This window comes from Christiangramia crocea (genome assembly GCF_022410465.1).
In the GTDB taxonomy this organism is placed as follows: domain Bacteria; phylum Bacteroidota; class Bacteroidia; order Flavobacteriales; family Flavobacteriaceae; genus Christiangramia; species Christiangramia crocea.
On record NZ_JAJSON010000016.1, the window covers coordinates 198649 to 221867 of the forward strand.

The following is a 23219-nucleotide window of genomic DNA, read 5'->3' on the forward strand; positions in this document are numbered from 1 at the left end:
TAACTTGGCTTTCCAATCCCTAAATGTTTAACTTTAATTTATTCTAAACCAATAAATCTTAAATTATGTATTTATACATTGAAATGTGGAACGTTACTACCAAATGGATGAAGCTCGGTCATGAGGAGAGACGTAAGCTGATGGAGGACATGAGAGGCCGAATTAAAAACATGAAGGCCAGTGGCGTGGAAAATCTTGGTTGGGCAAGAAACGATGAACACACCCCCTATCGTAGTGACTATCGCTATATGACGGTTTGGAAGATGCCCTCGGTCAGTGAGGTAGAGGTCCTTGAAAGCAATCTGAAAAATGTTGGATGGTATGAGTATTTCTCCCAGGCAAATTCAAGGGGAAGATTAATTTCTCAGGATGAAGCCATAGATTTTCTTATAGATATTGAAGAAAGTTCAACTTCATTAACCTAAAAAAAAGGCCGGAAAGTTTCCGGCCTTTTTTTTAATCGAGTTTCATCTCGGGAATATCTCCTTCTACTACCAGTCTTCCTTCGGTAGCTGTCTTTATATCTTCTACACTTACTCCAGGGGCTCTTTCCAGCAGTTTAAAGCCATCAACTGTGACTTCCATAACAGCCAGATTAGTAACTATCTTCGTTACACAGCCAACACCGGTTAAGGGTAAGGTACAGCGTTTAAGGAGTTTTGATTTCCCGGCCTTATTGGTATGCATCATGGCTACGATGATATTCTCAGCTGAGGCCACCAGGTCCATGGCTCCACCCATACCTTTTACCATTTTTCCAGGGATCTTCCAGTTAGCAATATCTCCATTCTCTGCAACTTCCATCGCTCCAAGTATTGTAAGATCCACGTGCTGCCCTCTTATCATCCCGAAACTTGTAGCGGAGTCGAAGAAACTGGCTCCAGGCAAGGCAGTAATGGTTTGTTTTCCCGCATTTATAAGATCGGCATCCTCTTCTCCTTCGAAAGGAAAGGGTCCCATCCCTAAAATACCATTCTCGCTCTGAAATTCAACCTGAATATCATCACGAACAAAATTGGCAACGAGAGTGGGAATTCCAATTCCAAGGTTCACATAGTAACCATCCTTTACCTCTTTGGCTATCCTTTGTGCTATTCCGTTTTTATCAAGTGCCATACTTATACTTTTTGTCTTACAGTGCGTTGTTCAATTCTTTTCTCGTAATCCTCACCCTGGAAAATCCTTTGTACAAAGATTCCGGGAATGTGAATTTGATTAGGATCTAATTTCCCAGGCTCCACAAGTTCTTCTACCTCAGCGACGGTTATTTTTGCTGAACCACACATTACCGGATTAAAATTCCTGGCTGTTCCCTTGAAAATAAGGTTTCCGGCCTTATCCCCTTTCCAGGCCTTTACAAAAGCAAAATCTGCCTTGAAAGCTTCTTCCAGAACATACATTTTCCCATTGAATTCACGGGTTTCCTTTCCCTGGGCTACTTCGGTACCGTAACCTGCAGGTGTATATATTGCCGGGAATCCTTGCTGGGCAGCCTGGCATCTGGCCGCAAGCGTTCCCTGCGGGATCAGTTCAACATCCAGTTCTCCGCTAAGCATCTGCTTCTCGAAGATCTCGTTCTCTCCAACATAGGAGGAGACCATCTTGTCAATTTGCTTTTTATGTAGTAGAAGTCCGAGGCCAAAGTCATCTACCCCGGCATTGTTCGAAATACAGGTAAGATTCTTTACATCCAGGCGTACCAGTTCAGAAATCGCATTCTCAGGGATTCCGCATAGACCGAATCCACCGAGCATAAACGTCATTCCATCTTTTACCCCTTTAAGAGCCTCCTGCACATTATCAACCGTTTTTATGATCATTTTTCAGAATTTTACCCGAAAATACGAAAATAAAAAGCTGACTACAACGGTTAGAAGGGAGACTTATTGAATAATTAAGAAATCTTAAATGCTTTTATTGAGAATAGTCTAAAAATCAAGTTCATCCGGGACCGAATTATCAGTTTCTTTTGAAGCTCCATAATTCTCACAATTTACTTCGATACTAAGGTTCTCGGGACGTTCAAATCCCTCCTTGGATACCTTAAGATCTTCATCGCTGTAAACATCTTTCATATACATCCCCCAAATAGGTAATGCCATGGTGGCTCCCTGCCCATAAGTGATAGTTGGGAAATGAACCGAACGGTCTTCGGCCCCTACCCATACACCGGTAGCAAGATTGGGCACCATTCCAATAAACCAGCCGTCACTCTGATTCTGAGTGGTACCTGTTTTTCCGGCTATAGGATTCTTGAAATCATATGGATATCCCGTTACGGCTCTTTCATAATCCTGCCGCCCTTTCGCCCAGGTTCCTCTGAGTCGTACACCAGAACCATATTGTGTAACTCCTTCAAGCAGGTTAACAGTTACAAAGGCAGCTTCCTTACTGAGCACATCACGGGTTTCCGGGACATGCTGATAAAGAACAGTTCCATTCTTATCTTCGATCCTATTAACAATTACAGGTTTTACGTAAACTCCCTGATTAGCAAATGTGCTGAAAGCAGAAACCATTTCAAAAAGACTAATATCGGCGACACCAAGCGCTATTGATGGAACCGCTGGAATATTATCAGTTTGGATCCCTAATTTACCAACAAGATCTATTACAGGCTGAGGTCCGGTTTTATCTATCAACCTTGCTGTAACTGTATTAATTGACTGTGCCAAAGCACTTTTTAAGGAAACCATTCCTTCGTAATCAGAATCTCCGGCATTTTTGGGAGACCAGTCGTTTTGATTTCCGTGTTTCCCTGCTTCAATGGTAAACCTTGTTTTAGGTAAAGTATCACAGGGTGAAAACTTAAGCTGATCTATAGCAGTAGCATACACAAAAGGTTTGAACGTAGAACCTACCTGCCTTCTCCCCTGTTTTACGTGATCATATTTGAAATGTTTAAAATTGGCACCTCCAACCCAGGCCTTTACCTCTCCCGTTTGCGGAACCATGGACATCATTCCTGCCTGTAAAAAAGATTTATAATATAGGATGGAGTCTCTAGGGGTCATTACGGTATCGATGGTTCCATTCCAGCTAAAAACCCGCATTTCCGCCTCTTCAGTAAATGACTTTCTGATCTCTTCTTCAGATTTTCCCTGTGCTTTCATCTTGCGCCATCTCTCTGATCTTTTCATAGAACTTTCGATGATATTCTCCTTTTCAGCATTGTCAATATCCCTGAAAGGCGCCGTAGGGTTACTCTCATTCTGACGGTCAAATTCCTTCTGAATATGGGAAATATGCTTTTTCACTGCCTCTTCGGCATATTCCTGCATTTTGGAATCTATACTGGTATATATCTTCAAACCATCCCGGTAAAGACTATATTCACTTCCGTCTGGTTTAGGATTCTCCTCTATCCATTCTTTCATGAATCCCTGAAGATACGCCCTGAAATAAGTCGCCATTCCTTCATCATGACCTTCAGGAGTGAATTCGATCTTCATAGGTAATTGTTGGAGGGAGTCCATTTCAGTTTCTGATATGTAGCCATTTCTAGCCATCTGCTCAAAAACCTGATTCCTTCTCGCTTTTACCATTTCCGGTCTTCTAACCGGATTATATAAAGATGCATTTTTCAACATTCCGACAAGAACCGCAGATTCCTGAATATTCAGATCTTTGGCTTCTTTATCAAAATAAATCTTTGACGCTGAACGAATTCCCACCGCCTGGTATACAAAATCATATTTATTAAAATACATGGTAATGATCTCTTCCTTGGTATACTGGCGCTCAAGCCTGGTGGCAATGATCCATTCCTTGACCTTTTGTAAAACACGGGCAAAAGGATTACTGGAAACATCTTCTGTAAAAAGAAGTTTGGCCAGCTGTTGTGTAATTGTACTTGCCCCGCCTCGTGTTCCCAGGTAAACTGCTGCTCTTACCGTTCCCTTAGCGTCGATCCCGGCATGCTGGTAGAAGCGTTCATCTTCAGTAGCTACCAGGGCCTGCACCAGATGTTCTGGAAGATCATCATATTTAATGGGAGTTCTGTTCTCGTTGTAGTATTTCCCAAGGGTCTCCCCATCTGAAGAAAATATTTCCGTAGCCAGGTTCGTTTCAGGATTTTCCAGTTCTTCAAAGGTGGGCATCTTACCAAATGCTCCCCAACCGGCAAGCAGGAAAATAAATACTGCGACCAATAAACCTATTCCGAATAAAGTCCAGAAGCCAAGTATATATTTTCTATTGCTATGCGCAGGTTTCTTCGATTTTTTAGATGTGCGGGCCATTTATTTTTTAAAAATTAATTTTCACTTTTTTCCATCCTCAATCCAACGTGGGTGATACCTTGGAGATCTTCTATCCCTTCTACTTCCCCATTCTTCCGCATCGCCTGCTGAATGGTTACCATATAATCCCCTGGTTCATTAAATTGTACCTTCTCCTTGTACCACAGCTTGTTTTCTTTTACGTCACCAAAACCCGTGCCGAGCCATTCTCCATTTGGTCTTGCCATTTCATATTCCAGTGTATCGCTTATGACCTTTCCCTGAGGGAACTTGATCTCTGTGATCAAAAACAGGTTACTGTACTGATAATCCTTATTATTTCGAATATTGATGAACAGATCATATACCTTAGTGGAATCAAGACTTCCAAGATCGAATGAAACTATCGAGTCTTTATGCCACCCACTTACAGGTTTATATTCATCATACACTCTTTTCCTGTCACAGGATGAGGCCATGATGATCACTAAAACCAAAAAAGAAACAAAAACTGCACTACGCATTTTTAGACTTTGAAGTATTTCCTTTCCGCTTTTTTCTTTTTTTACTTCTCTTTTTTCTCTGTTGCCTGGGTTTATCAAAACGGGTCAGACTATCTTCTCCTACGGCATCCTTAAAGCCTTTATTATCTCCTTCCTCCATCTGAATCTCTAACTCATATTCTTCCAGACTTCCTACCGCCTCTTCTTTTTTATTTTTGGCGATGATCGTATTAGCCTGCTCGGGTGTGAGTTTATGCCAGTTCATCCATTCCCCTTCATAAGCATACCATAAAAGGCCCTTGAAAATGTCAATTTTCTGGCAAACAGCCGTTCCTTTTTTGGTCTTTAGTTTAACGTCGGTTTTCGGAAAAGATTTTAAAGCTTCCAGATAAGTATCAAGTTCGTAGTTCAAACAGCACTTCAATTTTCCGCACTGTCCCGCCAGTTTTTGCGGATTGAGGGATAATTGCTGATACCTTGCGGCCGATGTGCTTACCGATCTGAAATCTGTAAGCCAGGTAGAACAACATAGTTCACGGCCACAGGAGCCAATTCCTCCAAGCCTTGCTGCTTCCTGGCGGAGCCCTATCTGACGCATTTCTATGCGCGTATTGAATTCGCGAGCAAATTCCTTAATAAGCTGGCGGAAATCCACACGATCTTCTGCCGTATAATAGAAAGTGGCCTTAGAGGCATCTCCCTGGAATTCCACATCACTTATCTTCATGCTAAGGTTCAGCCTGATCGCTATCTGCCTTGATCGCTGTTTGATCTTTTCTTCCCTGTCCCGGGCCTCCTGCCAAACATCAATATCTTTCTGAGAAGCCTTTCGGTAGACCTTCAGGATCTCAGGAGACTCCGGATCTTCCTTTTTCTTTTTCATCTGAACCCTTACCAGCTCGCCAGTAAGACTTACCATCCCAACATCGTGGCCGGGATTGGCTTCGGTAGCGACAACGTCTCCGATGCTCAGACTTAAATTTTCGGTGTTTTTATAGAAATGCTTCCGTCCATTTTTAAAACGGACTTCGACAAAATTGAAGGGTTCCACCCCTCCCGGAAGAGACATATTAGAAAGCCAGTCGAAAACGGTGAGTTTGTTACATCCGTCGGTTCCGCAGGTTCCATTATTCTTACATCCTTTAGGCTGACCGTCTTTCCCGGTCGAGCAACTGCTGCAAGCCATATATTATATATATTGAGAAGGTAAGCTCTAACGCGTATAAACATCATCCTGTCATTTAATCAATTTTCCTGCAGGATCTCCTTCATCTTCACAAAGGCTGAAAACTTCAGCCTACCGCATTTTTTTAAAGCACCTTCTTGAGGTTCATAAAAAATTTTCAAAAGTAAATATACCAATATTAATTGGCACCACCATTTTAGAGAGGAAACCTATTGCTTAAACAGCAAAACCTCGGACCTGCCTTTTTTGAAAATCTTATTGCTCGCGCCTTTTCCTTTTCGCAGTTTCTTCTGCTCCTCGTAAGGCAATGCCGCTATTTCCTTGCAATTATCTGAACAGCAATTATTCATTTTTTTAGCACATTCCTCACACTGAATGAACAATAAATGACAGGCTTCATTGGCACAGTTAACATGCGTATCGCAAGGTTTACCACACTGGTGGCATTGAGCAATCACATCTTCTGAAATTCTTTCGGCCCTACGATGATCGAATACGAAGTTCTTTCCGATAAATTTATTTTCAAGGTTCTGGTTTTGCACCTGTCGCGTATATTCAATAATACCACCTTCCAGCTGGTAGACGTTCTTGAATCCACGATGTTTGTAATAGGCGCTCGCTTTTTCGCAACGAATTCCACCTGTACAGTACATAACCAGGTTTTTGTCTTCCTTATGCTCCTTAAGATCATCTTCTATGATAGGCAAAGAATCACGGAAAGTATCCACATCAGGGGTTATTGCTCCCTGGAAATGTCCGATCTCGCTTTCATAGTGATTTCTCATATCTACCAATACCGTGTTTGGATCGCTGATAAGTTCATTGAATTTAGCAGCATCTACATGTACACCTTTATTGGTTACATCGAAAGTCTCATCGTTCAGTCCATCGGCCACGATCTTATTACGAACCTTTACCTTAAGTTTGAGGAAAGACTTGATATCGTGTTCTATGGCAATATTCAACCGAACATCTTTCAGAAAATAAATATCATCTATAAATGCCTTGAATTCATTGAAACGTTTGGCGGGAACCGAAAGCTGCGCATTGATACCTTCATGGGCAACATAGATTCTTCCAAGAACGTCCATCTGGTCCCAGGCAATAAACAAATGATTTCTGAATAATTCAGGATTTCCGATCTTTGCGTAAGCATAGAAAGAAAGCGTAAGCCTGTCTTCACCGGCTTCTTCTAAAAGGGCTTCTCTTTCTTTAGCGCTTAATTTATTGTACAGTTGCATGCTATACCAATATTTTAAGAGTTAAAGTATTTTCAATTATAAAATTTTCGCGGTAATTATATGTACCGGGCAGGCTTTCTGTGCCTGCAAACAGGGGTCAAAGATACTGTTATCGTGAGACTTAAGCGTATAAAATCCTTTTTTTTCCTTCGAATTTAGCAGTACAGCCTTTCCGTCTTTTTTAGACATCCGGAACTGCCCCGGTGCCATTTCCACACAATAATTACAACCAATGCATTTTTGACGCTGCAAAGTTACAACTACCATTAGACCTTTACAATTTTATAGAGTTTATCTGAAAGACGTAACCTAAAATCAAGCGGAATAGTGCATGAATCCCCTTTAGTGGCTATTTCAGATTTTTCATCATTCACCATAAGCTCTTCAAGATCAAATTCTTTCACTCCGGTGGTGGGACCTGTAACCAATATTCGGTCTCCTACTTTAATATCATAAGCCTCGATCTTGAATTCTCCAATTCCTGGTTTTGGAAAATAATGCGCACCTTTTCCCACGTAGACTTTCTTCTGAGTCGCATGCGATCCGGAACCTTCGCTCCATTCTCCTAGTTTTTGCCCGAGATAATAGCCGCTCCAAAAACCCCTATTATATACCTTTTCAAGGTCTTTCATCCAGCCTTCTACTTTTTCTGCAGAATAGGAATTATCATAGTATGCATCAATTGCTTCTCTATAGGTTTTAATAACTGTAGCAACATACTCGGGCGCCCTTCCTCTTCCTTCTATTTTAAGCACTTTAGCCCCAGTATCGATCACCTGGTCCAGAAAGTCGAGGGTACAGAGGTCTTTTGGAGACATCATATACTCGTTATCAAGCTCTATTTCAAAACCAGACTCTTGGTCCACTACCGTGTATTTCTTACGACAGTTCTGTTTACAGGCTCCCCTGTTTGCCGAAGAATTATGCGAATGGAGACTTAAATAGCATTTCCCCGATACAGCCATGCATAAAGCTCCATGCCCGAAGATCTCAACTTCAACCAAATTTCCGGATGGACCCTTAATTTTATCTTTTTCTATCTGATCGCAAATTTTTTTCACCTGACGTAAGCTCAGCTCCCGACTCATTACCATTGTATCTGCAAACATAGAATAAAACCGAACCGTCTCAATATTGGTTATATTTATCTGCGTAGAAATATGAACTTCCATCCCTACCTGTCGGGCATAGGCAATTACCGCCTGATCCATTGCTATAATCGCAGTTACATTTGCCTTTCTTGCGGCATCTATAAGGGTTCTTATAATAGAGAGGTCGTGATCATAAATAATGGTATTAAGGGTAAGATAGGTCCTTACTACTTTTTTATTACATCTGTTAACTATTTCAGGCAGATCATCAATAGTGAAATTCATACTGGCACGTGCACGCATATTCAACTGCTCTACACCAAAATACACTGAATCAGCTCCGTTATCAAGGGCCGCCTGCAGTGACTCAAAGTTTCCAGCCGGAGCCATTAGCTCAATTTTTCCAGACATGGTCATAACTAAAAATTTAGGGTTTGCAAAAATACTGATTTCATAAAAATCATTTTATGAGCATTGTCATCCTGTACAAACAAAATCCTATTCCATAATTTTGGAATATTTCCATAAATGAAGCATAAGTTTTATTGTATTGCAGAAAAACTTGTACTATTTTAGCAGTCCTTAATTATTCAATTTAAAATTCATACATGAGCAACGATAAAGAGAAAGAAGCGAAGTTAAAGGCTTTGAAGCTTACCCTGGATAAAATGGATAAAACCTACGGCAAGGGAACCGTAATGAAGATGAGCGACCAGGTCGTGGTAGATGTAGATGCTATCTCCACGGGGTCATTAGGCCTTGACCTTGCTCTCGGAGTTGGAGGATATCCAAGAGGAAGAGTGATAGAAATCTATGGTCCGGAATCTTCCGGTAAAACTACACTTACACTTCACGCGATCGCTGAGGCCCAGAAAAAAGGCGGTATTGCTGCCTTTATCGATGCTGAGCATGCCTTTGACAGGTTTTATGCTGAAAAGCTTGATGTGGATATCGATAATCTTATTATTTCTCAACCAGATAATGGGGAGCAGGCCCTTGAAATTACCGATAACCTGATTCGCTCAGGGGCGATAGATATTATCGTGATCGACTCGGTTGCGGCACTAACGCCTAAAAGCGAGATCGAAGGTGAGATGGGAGATTCAAAAATGGGACTTCATGCAAGATTAATGTCCCAGGCATTGAGAAAGCTTACCTCATCAATCAGTAAGACAAACTGTACCGTGATCTTTATTAACCAGTTAAGGGAAAAGATCGGTGTGATGTTCGGTAACCCTGAAACCACCACCGGGGGTAATGCTCTTAAATTTTATGCCTCGGTTAGGCTGGACATTAGGAGGTCAACCCAAATAAAGGATAGCAACAATAATGTCACGGGTAACAAAACCCGGGTTAAGGTTGTGAAGAACAAGGTTGCACCACCATTTAAAACTGCAGAATTTGACATAATGTATGGTGAAGGAGTTTCTAAAATCGGGGAGATCATCGACATAGGCGTTGATTACGAGATCATTAAAAAGAGTGGATCCTGGTTCAGTTATGAAGATACCAAACTGGGGCAGGGACGGGATGCTGTTAAGATCTTACTTAAAGACAATCCCGATCTAATGGAAGAGCTTGAAGAGAAGATCAAAAATGCGATCAAGATCGCTAAAGAATAATTAAAAAAATCCCCGGTTGGGGATTTTTTTAATTATAACGCAACCTTTTACAGAAATAAGCATCTACTAACAAAACAATATTATTAAAATGAAAAAGTTAGTATTTATCTTATTTACATTTATAGCGTTTACAAGCTGTTCAATAGATGATGACAGCCCAAGGATAGAATACGAATTAGCAGAGATCGTGGCAAATGACCTTCCAGATGAATTCGAATTTGGTGAAACCTACGAAATTACTGTAACTTATATTCTCCCATCGGCATGTCATAATTTTGCAGGAATAGATGCACGAAGAGAAGGCAATGTGGGAGAAGAGCGAAGAACTATTTTTGTTTCCGCAATTTCAGCCATAAGGCTTGACGACAATTGTGATGATACTGTTGGTGGAGATCAGGGCACCAGTAAGTTTACCATCCCCATCGACGAGGAAGAAGACTACACCTTCAAATTCCTAGTTGGGGAAGTTAATGGTGATCCGGTTTATGATACAGTGGTGATCCCGGTCACTCAGTCTCAATCATAACAGACCTTCAAAAAAACCAGATAAAAAGTTATAAATCTTTTAAGTGGGGTTAAAAGACCTTATCCATAAGTGCAAAAAAAAGGATAGAAAAGCACAGGAACAGCTTTATCGCTTATACGCGCCAAAGCTGTTCGGGTTGTGCCTTAAATATTCAGATAACCACCAGCAGGCAGAAGATAATCTGCAAGATGGATTCGTAACCATTTTTGAGAAGATCTCTCAATATAAAGATGCGGGTTCTTTTGAAGGATGGATGAAAAGGATCGTTATAAACACCGCTTTACAGAAGCACCGCCAGCAGAAAGTCTATGGAATTACCAATGAGGACCACCTGCACGAAGAAGAGATAAAAGTTGAAACTGAAGAGCTTTCCGTACATTTTCTGCTGGAATGTGTACAGAACCTTCCTGACCGATACAGACAGGTATTTAACCTCTATGTCATGGATGGCTATTCACACAAGGAAATTGCAGATATGCTGAATATCTCGGAAGGAACTTCAAAATCCAATCTTGCGAGGGCAAGAATGGCATTGAAAGACAGAATTGAAAAACACCAGAATATTCAAAATTCGGCTCAATCATCATGAAAGAAAAGAAGACCATAGACCGGATTTTTCAGGAAAAGTTCAAGGATTTTGAAAAGGAACCCAGGGAAAAGATATGGGACAATATTGCTTCAAAACTTGACAAAAAAGAGAAAAGAAGACCCCTTATCATTCCCCTGTGGGTAAAATTAGGAGGTGTTGCCGCTGTGCTTGCCGTAATCATTGCAAGCCTGCTTTTTACTCAAAATCAGCCTACAATTCAGAATGAACCAGGCGTTGTATTTGAAAATCCTGAAGAGTCAAAGCAATCTGAAACTGATAAAGAACTACAAAATGACCCAAAAAATGAAGACACAGGTTCAGAAAACCAGGTAGCTTCGCAGGAATTTCGAGATTCAGGAGGAGCATCATCTTCTTCCGCCGAAAACAGTTCAACTATAACCTCAAAAACAACTACTCAGGATCAAGGAAATAACGACCCGTCATTAAACACCGGTTCCGAAAAAGAAAACCGCCTGGAACCGGCAATAGTTTCAGAGGAAACCGAAAAGAGTATCAGGACACAAAAGAAAAATGAAGAAGAAAAAGCGGCGATGAGGCCGGAAGCGACAAGCATGGATACTTCCGGCATTATTGCTCAAACCAAAAAAGATTCAACAAAAACGGAAAGCCTTCATAAGGAAGAAGAAAACGCCCTGGCACAGGTGGAAGAGAAAAAGAAAAATGACAAAACAGAAACGGCAATAGCCGAATCAAGTGCCAAAAGGCTAAGACTATCAACCTTTGCAGCACCACTATTCTACAAGAACATGGGAAGCGGGAATGAACTATCCTCTCAATTCTCCAACAATGCATCTTCTTCTGAGGTCACTCTTTCATACGGGATAAAAGTAGCCTATGAACTCTCTGATAAAATCAGGATAAGAACGGGAATAAGCAAAGTGAATATGAGTTACAACATTCAGGAAATCTCATATTCGCCCACTGCCCTTACGGCGAGTTTTGAGAACATCAGGTCTAATGAAGATAACATCCAGATAAGAAGCAATGCCAGACCTAACGGTAACATGGCTTCTGAATCTTTTTCCCAGAATTCCCTGGCATCTTCCATCTTTACACCGGGAGAGATCAATCAGCAATTCGGATTTATTGAAGTGCCCCTGGAAATAGAATATTCTCTTATTGACAAAAAATTCGGTCTGAATATCATTGGAGGCGGAAGCAGCCTTTTCCTTGACCGTAACCGTATTGACCTTGTTTCAGGCAACACTTCCACAAACCTGGGCGAGGCGAGCAATATTAACAGTACCAGCTTTAGTACAAATATCGGCCTTGGAATGGATTATAAGCTAAATGATAAGTTCAGCATCAGCCTTGAGCCTATTTTCAAATACCAGCTGAATACCTTCAAGAATGTTGACAATGTTCAACCGGTAAACTTTGGGATTTATTCGGGGCTTAACCTTAGGTTTTAAGAAACTGAAGGATTCTGAAGTTCATTAAGGATCACCTCCCTTGTCCTTTCTTTCAAAAGTCGGCGGTCTTTTAATTCCAGGCCTTCCGTACAGATAAAATTATGGATTTGCACCCTCAATATTCCAGGGCCACCGGTAAAGAACTTATAAGGGAATCGCTTTTTAGTATCGTGAAAAGTAATGGGTACTATGGGTGTCTGATGTTCTATCGCAAGTCTGAAAGCTCCGTCCTTAAACTGATCAAGAATAATTGACCGATCTTCGGGAACACCGCCTTCAGGAAAAATACATACGCTGTTTTCCTGTTTAAGTCTTCTTTGAGCTTCCTCAAAAGCGTCTTTTTTACTTCTTTGATTATTGCGATCCACAAGGATGCAGGTTCTGCGATAAAAAAAACCGAAAATAGGAATCCTACTCAGTTCCTTTTTTCCGATAAATACAAATGGTTGTTTAATTACAGACAGCATTAACATAATATCCAGCATGGAGGCGTGATTGGCCACCAGCATATAACTTTTATGTTTTTCCGGGATTTGGTCAGCTTTTACCTTTATGCTGAAACCCATCCCCACTATGATGATCTTAGCCCAGATACGGGCACAAATAAAAAACTGAGGATAGAATTTTTCAGAAGAGGTAATGATTATCAAAAAAGGAAGCATTATTACTATTGGCAACACCATTAAAATATAGAACCAGATACGCCATAACAGTATTGCTGCCTTCTTTAAATAACTCATGTTTCCAAAAGTAATAAAATGAACCGAGCGAATTCTATAAAAAAATTACCTTTGCAGGAAAATTCGAGAAGTCAATGTCCAGAATACTTACAGGAGTACAAAGTACGGGAACACCTCATTTAGGTAACCTTCTAGGAGCGATCATGCCAGCGATAAAGATGGCCAACAAACCAGATAATGAGTCCTTTATTTTTATTGCAGACATGCATTCACTTACCCAGATAAAAGACGCAGAAACGCTCAGGCAAAACACCTATTCTGTAGCGGCTACCTGGCTTGCCTGTGGTTTGGATATTGAGCGTAGCGTTTTTTACCGTCAGAGTGATATTCCCCAGGTAACCGAGCTTACCTGGTATTTGAGTTGTTTCTTTCCATACCAAAGACTTACCCTGGCTCATTCTTTTAAGGATAAAGCCGATCGGCTGGAAGATGTGAACGCCGGATTGTTTTCTTATCCTATGCTGATGGCTGCCGACATTCTTCTTTATGATGCCGAAATAGTTCCGGTAGGAAAAGATCAGTTGCAGCATCTTGAAATGACCAGAGATGTGGCTTCCAGATTTCACGCCAAAATGGGAGAGGTATTTGTGCTTCCCGAAGCTAAGGTTCAGAGGAACACTATGTATGTTCCAGGCACCGATGGTGAAAAGATGAGTAAATCCAAGAACAATACTATCAATATCTTCCAGACTGATAAAAAGCTCAGGAAGCAGATCATGGGAATACAGACCGATAGCACTCCGCTGGAAGAACCCAAGAATCCGGACACATGTAATGTCTTTGCTTTATATAAGCTGATTGCAGAGGATGACCAGATCGCCGAAATGAGACAAAAATATGAAGCTGGTGGTTTTGGTTACGGTCATGCTAAACAGGCATTTTTTGAACTGATAAAAGAAAAGTTCCAGGAGCCCAGGGAAAAATATGAATACTACATGAATAACCTGAACGAAGTGGATAAGGCTCTGGAAAAGGGAGCTGAAAAAGCGCGATTAGTGGCGAATAAGGTCTTGAAAAAGGTCCGTGAGAAAGTCGGATATTAGATAGCTTCAAAAAGTTTACCCGGAAGCGGCCTTATAGCACCTTTTAGTTCCATATTGAGTAAAAGGGAAGCAGTTTTAAAAGTTGGAAAATTACAGTTGAGAGCCAGGAGATCGAGTTCTGTCTTTCCCCTGTTTTTAAGAAAATCATAGAGCTTCTGTTCTTCATCTTCCAGTTGCACGAATAACTGTTTCTGAACAGACTTCTGTTTTACTTCAATTTCCCAGTTAAGTATATAGGCAATATCTGCTGCTGATGTAAGCACATGAGCTTTTTGTGCTTTTATAAGATTATTAGAGCCCGAGCTGAATTTATCACCAGGCCTTCCAGGAACCGCAAATACTTCCCTGTCATAAGAACCTGCAATATCAGCGGTTACCAAAGCGCCACCCTTTTCGGCACTTTCTATTACTATTGTGGCTTCGCTAAGACCAGCAATGATACGGTTGCGTTTTAGAAAATTATTGCGGTCAAATTTATCGGTACTCCAGAAATCTGTGAAAAATCCACCATTTTCCTCTACTTGACCAACATACTTCTTATGTACTTTCGGATAGATCTGATTAAGACCATGAGCCAGGCAGCCAATGGTCTGAAGTCCATTCTTTACCGCTGCTTTCTGGGCTGTAATATCAACCCCGTAGGCAAACCCGGATACTATCACCGGATCTAAAGGCGCCAGGTCTTCAATTAGTTTCTCACAGAACTGCATACCATAAGAGGTAATTTGTCGGGTTCCAACAATACTGATGATCCTTTTCCGGTTAAGATCAATATTCCCCCTGGAAAACAAAAGGATTGGACCGTCAATACAATGTTTAAGCTTTTCAGGATAATCAATATCCTGAAAATAATGACATTCAATATTATTGCTATCTATAAATTTTAATTCATCCTCAGCCGCTTTTAAGTGTCCGGAATCATTAATTTCCTTTATCCTGACACTACCCACCCCATCGAGTTTAAGCAAATTAGACTTCTTCTCCTTAAAGATATTTTTTGCATTTCCGAAATGCCTGATAAGTTTTTTAGCAGTCGTATCTCCCAGATTTGGAATGTGTTGCAACGCAAGGATATAAAGTAAGTCCTCAGAATTCATTTAGCCTAATTTGACTAAAATTACAGAAAAAAAGATTTGTTAATAAAATTTCTTTGGGTAACTTTAACCCACTGCCAAAACTTATATTTTTGCTGCCCATGAATATTACCAGCCACATCCAGGATCTACTTTACAGATACGAATGCGTAGTTTTGCCCGGTTTCGGAGCTTTTTTATCGCAAAAGCAATCAGCCTTTATTGATGATGATTCTAACGAATTCTATCCGCCCAAAAAGCTCATCTCTTTCAACAGGCAGTTGATTAAGAATGACGGACTTCTGGCAAATTACATTGCTGAGGTGGAAGGCGTAAAGTATAATTCGGCAAATAATATGATCCAGGAGTTCGTTTATGACCTGGAAAATTCCTTGCAAAATGAATCCAGAGCTGAGCTTGCAAATATTGGTAAATTTTACCTGGACAGCGAAGATAAGCTTCAGTTTGAACCTTTCACACAGATCAATTTCCTAACCCAGTCTTTTGGGCTTGATTCATTTAAGACAACAGCGGTTCAAAGAGAAGTTTATAAACAACAGGTGGAAGAACTGGAAGAAAAAGTTCCTCTTTTATTCACACCAGAAAAAAGAAGATCATCCATTCTTAAATATGCGGCCATTGGTATTATAGCAATTGGTATCTCAAGTTTCGCAGGTCTTAATATCTACAGCAGTCAGGTTTCAAAACACAATATCGCTGAACAGCAGGAAGCTGAAAGCAAACTGCAGCAACAGATCCAGCAGGCCACATTTGTGATTGACAATCCGCTACCGGCTGTAACCTTTGAAGTGGAAAAGCAATCGGGTAATTACCATATCGTTGCCGGGGCCTTCAGAGTAGAAGAGAATGCAGAGAAAAAAGTAAAGGAACTTCGTGAAGATGGCCATAAAGCAAGACTCATAGGAGCAAACAAATATGGGCTTCACCAGGTTGTATATTCCAGCCATCAAACACGGAGGGAAGCGATCAATGAACTATACAAGGTAAAGAAAAGCAATGAAGGCGCCTGGCTACTTGTTCAGGAACTTTAATACTTCATTAACGGCCTTAGCTCCAAAATCCTCCTTATTTTTGCACAAAAATAAATATGGAGGCTAAACTACCAAGCGAATCCCGCACTACATTAACTGACCTGGTATTACCCAGTGAAACAAATCCGCTGAACAACCTTTTTGGAGGGGAGTTACTAGCGCGTATGGACCGTGCCGCAAGCATCGCTGCAAGAAGGCACAGCCGCAGGATCGTAGTAACGGCCTCTGTAAACCATGTTGCCTTTAATAAAGCAATTCCGCTTGGAAGTGTTGTAACTGTGGAAGCAGCCGTTTCCCGGGCTTTTAAGTCATCCATGGAGATCTTCATCGATGTTTGGATCGAAGACAGGGAAAGTGGCAGGAGAAGCAAGGCAAATGAGGCAATTTACACCTTTGTTGCGGTAGATGAGACGGGTACACCGGTTAAAATTCCACCCCTAGAACCTGAGACTGATCTTGAAAAGGAACGATTTGCTGCCGCCCTAAGAAGAAAGCAACTTAGCTTAGTACTTGCAGGTAAAATGAAACCAGGAGAAGCTACCGAACTAAAGGCACTTTTTAAGGATTAATTATCCGTCCGGATTTTGAAAGTTGATGCAGGTAATCTGAAAAAGGTCGCGTGAACCGATATTACATCTTATAGATCCAGTCTGCCGGATCCATTTTCTGGTTATTCTTATAAAGTAAAAAGTGAAGTGTGGTTTTGCCAGTAGTCCTGCTGGTGGCAATCTCTCCAAGCTGCTGTTCAGTAACTACCACATCCCCTCTTTTCACATAAACCGTTTCAAGGTTGTTGTAGATGGTAATATAATCTCCATGCCGTACCATCACTGCCTTATTGGCTCCCTTCACCGCCTGAACCTCACTAACGGTTCCACTAAAAACAGCACGGGCTTTTCCTCCCTCTTCGGTATCTATACGAACCCCATTGTTATTTATCATAACAGATCTAACAACCGGGTGTGGCTGTTTCCCGAATTTCATGGTCACCACACCAGACCTAACCGGCCAGGGTAGTTTCCCTTTGTTATTATTAAAGTCGGCCGCCAAAGCTTTAGCCGCCGGGGTAAGCTCGTATGTATCCCTGGAAGATGAACCGCTCTCTTCATTACTCTTCGCGATCGACTCCCGAATCATTCTTTCAATGGCACGGTCTATTTCATCTATCTCATCCTGCTTTTGACGTATTTGTGTTGCAAACTGACCTTCCCGCTTCCTAATGGTGGCCATTAGGTCCTGCTGGGATTTTCTGTTTTCCTCCAGCTGAGCCCTTGTTTTCCGGTTTTCGACTATCAGCTGCTCTTTTTCCTCCTTCTGCCTTACCAGTTGTGCATTAAGGGCCTGCAATTCCTCAGTATTTGCCTTTATTTCCTCTCCCTGCTGTTTTCTGTATTCAGTATATTGTTTCATATACTGAAGGCGTTTATAGGCCTGTAAAAAGTTTTTAGAGGATAACAGGAACATTATTCGGCTTTGCTGGGATTTACTTTTATAAGATCTTCGGATCATTTTGGCATAATCCTCTTTCAGCTTCGCCAGCTCCTTCCGAAGCTGACCAATCTTATTGGTGTTGGTGTTGATCTCACGGGTAAGCAGATTTGCCTGCTGAATGGTAAGTTTAATAAGGTCTTCGGTACTTTTGATCTGCTGGTTTAGATCTTCCACCTGGGTGAGCACAGATCTTTGTTTTTTCTGATTGGAGATACGCAGCTCATTGATTCTGCTTATCTCATTTCGAAGTTCGATTCTTCTTTTCTCAAGTTCCTCACGGTCGTTCTGGGCATTGGAAGAATTGAAGCAAAGAAATAGAACCAATAAAAAAAATGTGAGTCTAGAATAATTTATTCCGATCATTTTAAACTGATTTCTTCATAACCTGATGGGATATCAAACGGGAAACTCACTTCTTCATTAAAAGATAACGATCTGTAGGTAAGATCTATATTAGTACTGGAGCCTCCTTCATTTGCAATGATCCTAATATTTTCCGGAAAAATCAATCCGCTGACTGTTTGATATTCTGAATATGTTACCGTCAAACTACGGTTTTCCTGTTCCTGAGCCAGCTGCTGAGCCTCTGCCTTAAAACTGCCGGGTTTAAGCAGGAACATCTTCTTCATATTATTAACTCCATCATTCACAAACTGAAAGCCACGAGCCGACTGTGTAAAATCATATTCCTCAGTTCTAAGATCATATATGGCCTGACCTATCAAGAGATTCTGAAGTTTCTGAAAATCCAGGGGAGTCCCAAGAAATTCGCTCACCAGGCTGAAATCTCCTTCAAAATAGGTTTGGGTTACTTTCTCATAGTAGCTTACACTGGTAGGTGTAATATATGCTTTGGCCACCGGAAACCCAAGAATACTCGCGCTCATCCAGATCGCCTCATCTTTTTTCATGCGGAAGCTCAAATTGACAGACTGGGTTTTATCGGCATCCTGATATACCGCACGTAACTTCCCTGAAGCCGTCTTAAAATCACTTTCACTGGTATAATGCTTCTTAATCACCGAAACCGCTTCGGCGTTCTTGGTTACTATTCCGGATGTAGATCTGCTACTTCCACAGGAGATTACAAATCCGGATAATAAGATCAGGAAAAATATTTTCTTCAACATCAGTTAATTTCTTTTTTCAAATTTTGCGCCTTAAGACGATACTCTTCAGCTTTACTAACATTATTCATACCATTGTAGCTAATCGCAAGCTGAGAATAGAAGTCCACCTCCATTCGCATATCGTCTATCAGGTAGTCCAGCCCTTCTGTAAGGCTCTCTTCAGCCGCTTCATATTCTAAAAGTTTGTTGAGTGCCACCCCATGTAGCAGATAAAAAACCGATTGCGATGGAAAACTCTCCAGAGCAGTGGCACTTAAATCCCTTGCTGCTTCATATTTTTCAAATTCCAGCTGTAAAAGAAGCGTGCTCCTGATTAGTTCAAAATTATCAGGGTTTTCCTGAAGGCCCAGTTCAAAGAACGTAAGTGCGTCTTGCCTATTGTTCTTCTTCATATAATACTCTCCTAATTGTTCGTAAAGTTTAGGAGCATTTTCCCATTCGGTTAGTTTCCCGGCAACTTCAATCAGCTCTTCTTCGTATTTGGGATTCTCCTGAACGAAATTCAAAAAATCATTGAGAACTTTGAATTTTGATTCGGCGTCTATCTCCTCACTTTCAAATACGATCTTCATAGAAGCCACAGCAGCCTCTGGTTCGCCTTTATTCAGATAGAACTTATAAAGAGCCAGGTGAGCCACCGAAGAGCCCGGATTTGCCTCTAAGAGCTCCTGAGCCACCCTGAAGGCTTCCTCTTCATCACCCTGCTCACTGTAAATATAAATCAGGTTAAGATAGTTCTGTTCAATTTCCGGATTGGCTGAAATGCTTTGTTGTAAATTGTCTATTTGAGCATCGGTATTATTGGTGCGTGCATAGATCTGCCTTCTCAACGAATTTCGATAAGAGTTCGCACCCAGCTCTTCATCCAGCTCATCCAGTAATTCCAATGCCTCCTCATAATCTTCATTCAATAGATAAAGATTGGCAAGGTCTTCTTTATAAGCAGAACTAAAAGGAATAAGCTTTTTTACAGTCGCAATAGCCCCTTCATAATTCTCGGTCATTCCATAGGTCTGGAAAATATAAACCAGAATAGCTTCTTTTTTTGGCTGAAGTTCATGTGCCTTTGTGAAATTTTCTATGGCTTTATCAAACTGCTCAAGTTCCCGGTAATTCTTTCCCAGTTCGAAATAGACCACCGCTTTTTCAGAATCCAGATTAAGACATTTTTCAAGGGCAATGATAGCCTTTTCGTAATTCTCAATTCCCTTTTGCTTCAGGGCTTCGAAGAAATACTCCTGGAATTCATCAGTAACATTTCCCAGATCGTCCTGGTTAACATCCTGAAAAGGCTGGGGCGCCTCCTGTGAACTTGCAGGAAATGCCAAAAAGGCCATTATCAGGATGATAAACAGGTTTTTCATATCATTTTATTCCAGTACAGAATAGTCTCCAATGCTAATCTGGGTAAAGTTACCATTAAATTTAGCATGATTCCCGATCATAGCATTATCCAGACTCGCATTTTTTATTACGGCTTCACTCTGGATAAGACTGTTTTTGATAGTGGAATTCTCCACCCTGGTTCCATTGCCTATAGAAACATTCGGTCCTATCTTCGCATTGATCAGTTCTACATTCTCTCCTATATAACAGGGTTCGGTAATCTCAGAATCCTTGATCTTCACAGAATCTGAGATGAGTTTTTCGCCGTCTTTATGAAGAAAGTTAAGCATTCTTCCATTGGTTTCCACGGTCACATCCTTATTACCACAGTCCATCCACTCATCTACTTTTCCAGGCACAAACCTCAGGCCATTCTTACGCATGGCCTCTATCCCGTCGTTGATCTGATATTCACCGCCACGGGTAAGTTTTGCATCCAGTACATTCTGAAGTTCATTTTTTAGCACTTCCACATCCTTGAAATAGTATATCCCGATAACTGCAAGATCTGAAACAAATTCTTCCGGTTTTTCAACAAGACCTACGATCTCGCCATTCTGGTTCAGTTTTACAACTCCAAAGGCCGATGGATTTTCAACTTTTTTAACCCACATCACAGCATCAGCCGATTTATCGAGGTTAAAATCGGCCTTAAAAAGTGTATCTGCATAGGCTATAACCGCAGGCCCACTTAAGGATTCCTTGGCACACATTATTGCGTGACCGGTTCCCAGTGGTTTATCCTGATAATAGATAGTTCCTTTAGCTCCCAGACTGTTGGCTATCTTCATCAGGTCTTTTTCAACCTGCTCACCAAAATCTTCTCCTATCACAAAGGCGACCTCATCTATCTTTTCGTCAAGAACCTTGGCAATATCCTCTACCAGCCTATGTACAATAGGTTTTCCGGCTATAGGAATTAAGGGTTTTGGAACCGTTAAAGTATGTGGACGTAATCGCGACCCGCGACCCGCCATGGGTACGATAATTTTCATTTCAATTTTTTAATTAATAATTATTTATTTCCTGTACTACCAAATCCGCCGGCACCACGTGTAGATTCCTGAAGGATTTCTGTTTCTTCCCACCGGATCTGCTCATGTTTAGCGATCACAAGCTGTGCAACACGTTCGCCATCTTCCACAGTAAACTCATCATTGGAAAGATTTACAAGAATTACACCAATCTCCCCGCGATAATCAGCATCTACAGTACCGGGAGAATTAAGTACCGTAATACCTTTCTTGGCAGCCAGTCCACTTCTTGGCCTAACCTGAGCTTCATAACCAATTGGCAGTTCGATGAAAAGCCCGGTTTTTATGATCGCCCTTTCGAGAGGCTTCAGAACCACAGGTTCATCGATATTCGCCCGAAGGTCCATTCCGGCAGATGCCTCGGTTTCATAATTTGGTAAATTGTGTTTCGATTTATTAATAACCTTTACAATCATTGACTTAGAATTTTATAAAGTTGTTTGCGTTCCAATGAAAAAACAGTCAGAAGGAATACTCCTGTAATAGCTATCCCTACAATATAATTTTCTCTGAAAAATGAGAAGGAAAGTATTGAAAGTCCAACAGAAAGCAACAGATAAAAACTTATTTTTTTAACGTTATAAGGCACGGGATAGTACTTTTTCCCCAGAAAATAGGAAATAAGCATCATGCTGCCGTATGCCACCAGTGTAGCCCAGGCGGCTGCCATGAACCCCATGACCGGGATGAGAAAAATATTCAGTAAAATGGTAATGATCGCTCCAAAAATGGAAATATACATTCCGGTTCGGGTCCTATCGGTGAGCTTGTACCACACCGAAAGGTTATGATAAACACCCAAAAAGAGGTTTGCCAGTAAGATTATAGGTACAATACCTATCGCCATCCAGTATTCAGAATCACGTATCACCAGTGCCTTGAAAACATCTATAAAACTAACCAGAACGAGGAAAATGAGACTTCCGCAGATCACAAAATATTTCAGTATTTCGGCATAGATTTCTCTTGCATTTTCCTTCTGGGAATGGTTAAAGAAAAATGGTTCGGCCCCCATTTTAAATGCCTGTACGAAGATCGTCATAAAAACTGCCAGTTTATAGCAGCCTGAATAAGCTCCCATAACCTCTTCCGAGATCATATCCTTAATAAGAAGTTTGTCTAGATTTTCATTTATTACAAAGGCAATACCAGCCACCATAATGGGCCAGCCATATTTCCACATTTGTCTGAAAATAGAGAATTCAAAGCTTATCCTGGTCCTAAAGAAATAAGGCAGCAATAACAGGAAGGTAGCTCCGCTGGCTGCCACATTCGCCATGAAAATATAGCCTACAATATCCTTAGGTCCGTAGTTATTTAAAACAAATTGAGGAGCGTACTGAGGATAATCTCTTACAAACCAGAGAAAATAGAAATTTAGAATAACGTATATAAGAATATTTATGATCTTGATCCCTGCAAATTTGCCAGGTCTACCCGTAGCCCGAAGATAGGCAAAGGGTACAACCACCAGGGTATCCAGTACCAGGACGCTAAACAGCAGCTGGAAGTAGAACGGATCAAGATCCATTAAAGCTATAAGTGAATCCTGGAAAATAAAGACCCCTGCGGCAAAAATAACGGTAGTTACGGTTAGTGCGATAAAAGCAGTCGAAAATACCCGGCCTTTTTCCTTCTCCCTGCTAAAGAACCTGAAAAAAGAAGTTTCCATACCATAAGTAAGAATGACATTAAAGAAAGCCGCCCAAACATAAAAAACTGTATTAACAGAATACTCCTCTGCAGGCAGGATATTGGTATGTAAAGGTACCAGCACAAAGTTCATCAGGCGTGGAAATACCGTCGCAAAACCGTAAATAAGAGTGTCTTGAAAAAATCTTTTTAAAGTACTCAACAGG

The 23219-nt window shown here is 41.0% G+C and carries 24 protein-coding genes; 8 read left to right on the top strand and 16 right to left on the bottom strand.

What is annotated here, in order from left to right; all coding sequences use genetic code 11:
* Positions 1-65 precede the first annotated feature (65 nt).
* Positions 66-425: a DUF6616 family protein gene (locus tag LU635_RS06865; RefSeq protein ID WP_240097528.1), complete on the top strand. Its 360-nt coding sequence runs from the start codon at positions 66-68 to the stop codon at positions 423-425.
* A 31-nt stretch (positions 426-456) separates the two neighbouring features.
* On the opposite strand, the gene LU635_RS06870 is transcribed toward LU635_RS06865, so the two are convergent.
* From LU635_RS06870 to LU635_RS06905, 8 genes are all read right to left on the bottom strand, one after another.
* Positions 457-1116 (bottom strand): CoA transferase subunit B, encoded by a 660-nt coding sequence (locus LU635_RS06870; protein ID WP_240097530.1) that lies wholly within the window; start codon positions 1114-1116, stop codon positions 457-459.
* A 2-nt stretch (positions 1117-1118) separates the two neighbouring features.
* Complete coding sequence (locus LU635_RS06875; RefSeq protein ID WP_240097531.1) at positions 1119-1820, bottom strand: CoA transferase subunit A; 702 nt, start codon at positions 1818-1820, stop codon at positions 1119-1121.
* 108 nt (positions 1821-1928) lie between these two features.
* Positions 1929-4241, bottom strand: coding sequence for a penicillin-binding protein 1A (locus LU635_RS06880; RefSeq protein ID WP_240097533.1), 2313 nt, complete (start codon positions 4239-4241; stop codon positions 1929-1931).
* A 14-nt stretch (positions 4242-4255) separates the two neighbouring features.
* Complete coding sequence (locus LU635_RS06885) at positions 4256-4744, bottom strand: gliding motility lipoprotein GldH (RefSeq protein ID WP_240097535.1); 489 nt, start codon at positions 4742-4744, stop codon at positions 4256-4258.
* Positions 4737-5909: a PSP1 domain-containing protein gene (locus tag LU635_RS06890; RefSeq protein ID WP_240097537.1), complete on the bottom strand. Its 1173-nt coding sequence runs from the start codon at positions 5907-5909 to the stop codon at positions 4737-4739. The genes LU635_RS06885 and LU635_RS06890 overlap by 8 nt, the downstream gene beginning before the upstream one ends.
* Positions 5910-6118: 209 nt before the next feature.
* Positions 6119-7150 (bottom strand): oxygen-dependent tRNA uridine(34) hydroxylase TrhO, encoded by a 1032-nt coding sequence (gene trhO / locus LU635_RS06895; protein WP_240097539.1) that lies wholly within the window; start codon positions 7148-7150, stop codon positions 6119-6121.
* 36 nt (positions 7151-7186) lie between these two features.
* Positions 7187-7417, bottom strand: a complete 231-nt coding sequence (locus LU635_RS06900) for a ferredoxin (RefSeq protein ID WP_240097541.1) — start codon at positions 7415-7417, stop codon at positions 7187-7189.
* Positions 7417-8658 carry a peptidase U32 family protein gene (locus LU635_RS06905; RefSeq protein ID WP_240097543.1) on the bottom strand — a complete coding sequence of 414 codons (1242 nt, stop codon included), beginning with the start codon at positions 8656-8658 and terminating at the stop codon, positions 7417-7419. Before LU635_RS06905 ends, LU635_RS06900 begins: the two co-directional genes overlap by 1 nt.
* Before the next feature lie 191 nt (positions 8659-8849).
* On the opposite strand from LU635_RS06905, the gene recA reads away from it, so the two are divergent.
* The 4 genes from recA (at position 8850) to LU635_RS06925 (ending at position 12411) form a co-directional block, all read left to right on the top strand.
* Complete coding sequence (recA, locus tag LU635_RS06910) at positions 8850-9863, top strand: recombinase RecA (RefSeq protein WP_240097545.1); 1014 nt, start codon at positions 8850-8852, stop codon at positions 9861-9863.
* Between the two features lie 88 nt (positions 9864-9951).
* Positions 9952-10389, top strand: coding sequence for a hypothetical protein (locus LU635_RS06915; protein ID WP_240097547.1), 438 nt, complete (start codon positions 9952-9954; stop codon positions 10387-10389).
* Between the two features lie 43 nt (positions 10390-10432).
* Positions 10433-10978, top strand: coding sequence for an RNA polymerase sigma factor (locus LU635_RS06920; protein ID WP_240097549.1), 546 nt, complete (start codon positions 10433-10435; stop codon positions 10976-10978).
* Positions 10975-12411, top strand: a complete 1437-nt coding sequence (locus tag LU635_RS06925) for a hypothetical protein (protein WP_240097551.1) — start codon at positions 10975-10977, stop codon at positions 12409-12411. The genes LU635_RS06920 and LU635_RS06925 overlap by 4 nt, the downstream gene beginning before the upstream one ends.
* Here the strand turns inward: LU635_RS06925 and LU635_RS06930 are convergent.
* On the bottom strand, positions 12408-13151 hold the full coding sequence (locus LU635_RS06930) for a lysophospholipid acyltransferase family protein (RefSeq protein WP_240097553.1): 744 nt from the start codon (positions 13149-13151) through the stop codon (positions 12408-12410). The two genes, LU635_RS06925 and LU635_RS06930, sit on opposite strands and share 4 nt — an antisense overlap.
* Before the next feature lie 74 nt (positions 13152-13225).
* On the opposite strand from LU635_RS06930, the gene trpS reads away from it, so the two are divergent.
* Entirely contained in the window at positions 13226-14194 is a 969-nt protein-coding gene (gene trpS, locus LU635_RS06935; protein ID WP_240097555.1) for a tryptophan--tRNA ligase, read from the top strand.
* Here the strand turns inward: trpS and dprA are convergent.
* The gene (gene dprA / locus LU635_RS06940) at positions 14191-15291 is read right to left on the bottom strand and encodes a DNA-processing protein DprA (protein ID WP_240097557.1); all 1101 of its coding nucleotides are present in this window, start codon (positions 15289-15291) and stop codon (positions 14191-14193) included. The genes trpS and dprA overlap by 4 nt on opposite strands.
* A gap of 98 nt (positions 15292-15389) precedes the next feature.
* On the opposite strand from dprA, the gene LU635_RS06945 reads away from it, so the two are divergent.
* Both LU635_RS06945 and LU635_RS06950 read left to right on the top strand, forming a co-directional pair.
* The gene (locus LU635_RS06945) at positions 15390-16319 is read left to right on the top strand and encodes an HU domain-containing protein (RefSeq protein WP_240097559.1); all 930 of its coding nucleotides are present in this window, start codon (positions 15390-15392) and stop codon (positions 16317-16319) included.
* 56 nt (positions 16320-16375) lie between these two features.
* Positions 16376-16888: an acyl-CoA thioesterase gene (locus LU635_RS06950; RefSeq protein ID WP_240097561.1), complete on the top strand. Its 513-nt coding sequence runs from the start codon at positions 16376-16378 to the stop codon at positions 16886-16888.
* A gap of 61 nt (positions 16889-16949) precedes the next feature.
* On the opposite strand, the gene LU635_RS06955 is transcribed toward LU635_RS06950, so the two are convergent.
* The 6 genes from LU635_RS06955 to LU635_RS06980 are packed head-to-tail and all read right to left on the bottom strand — an operon-like array spanning position 16950 to position 23215.
* Complete coding sequence (locus LU635_RS06955) at positions 16950-18173, bottom strand: murein hydrolase activator EnvC family protein (RefSeq protein WP_240097563.1); 1224 nt, start codon at positions 18171-18173, stop codon at positions 16950-16952.
* Entirely contained in the window at positions 18170-18940 is a 771-nt protein-coding gene (gene lolB1 / locus LU635_RS06960) for a lipoprotein insertase outer membrane protein LolB1 (protein WP_240097565.1), read from the bottom strand. Before lolB1 ends, LU635_RS06955 begins: the two co-directional genes overlap by 4 nt.
* Positions 18940-20304 (bottom strand): tetratricopeptide repeat protein, encoded by a 1365-nt coding sequence (locus LU635_RS06965; RefSeq protein WP_240097567.1) that lies wholly within the window; start codon positions 20302-20304, stop codon positions 18940-18942. The genes lolB1 and LU635_RS06965 overlap by 1 nt, the downstream gene beginning before the upstream one ends.
* A gap of 6 nt (positions 20305-20310) precedes the next feature.
* A complete protein-coding gene (locus tag LU635_RS06970; RefSeq protein ID WP_240097569.1) occupies positions 20311-21321 on the bottom strand; it encodes a sugar phosphate nucleotidyltransferase in 1011 nt (336 codons plus the stop codon).
* A gap of 20 nt (positions 21322-21341) precedes the next feature.
* Positions 21342-21776: a dUTP diphosphatase gene (gene dut, locus LU635_RS06975; protein ID WP_240097571.1), complete on the bottom strand. Its 435-nt coding sequence runs from the start codon at positions 21774-21776 to the stop codon at positions 21342-21344.
* The gene (locus tag LU635_RS06980; protein ID WP_240097573.1) at positions 21773-23215 is read right to left on the bottom strand and encodes an oligosaccharide flippase family protein; all 1443 of its coding nucleotides are present in this window, start codon (positions 23213-23215) and stop codon (positions 21773-21775) included. The genes dut and LU635_RS06980 overlap by 4 nt, the downstream gene beginning before the upstream one ends.
* Positions 23216-23219: the final 4 nt, after the last annotated feature.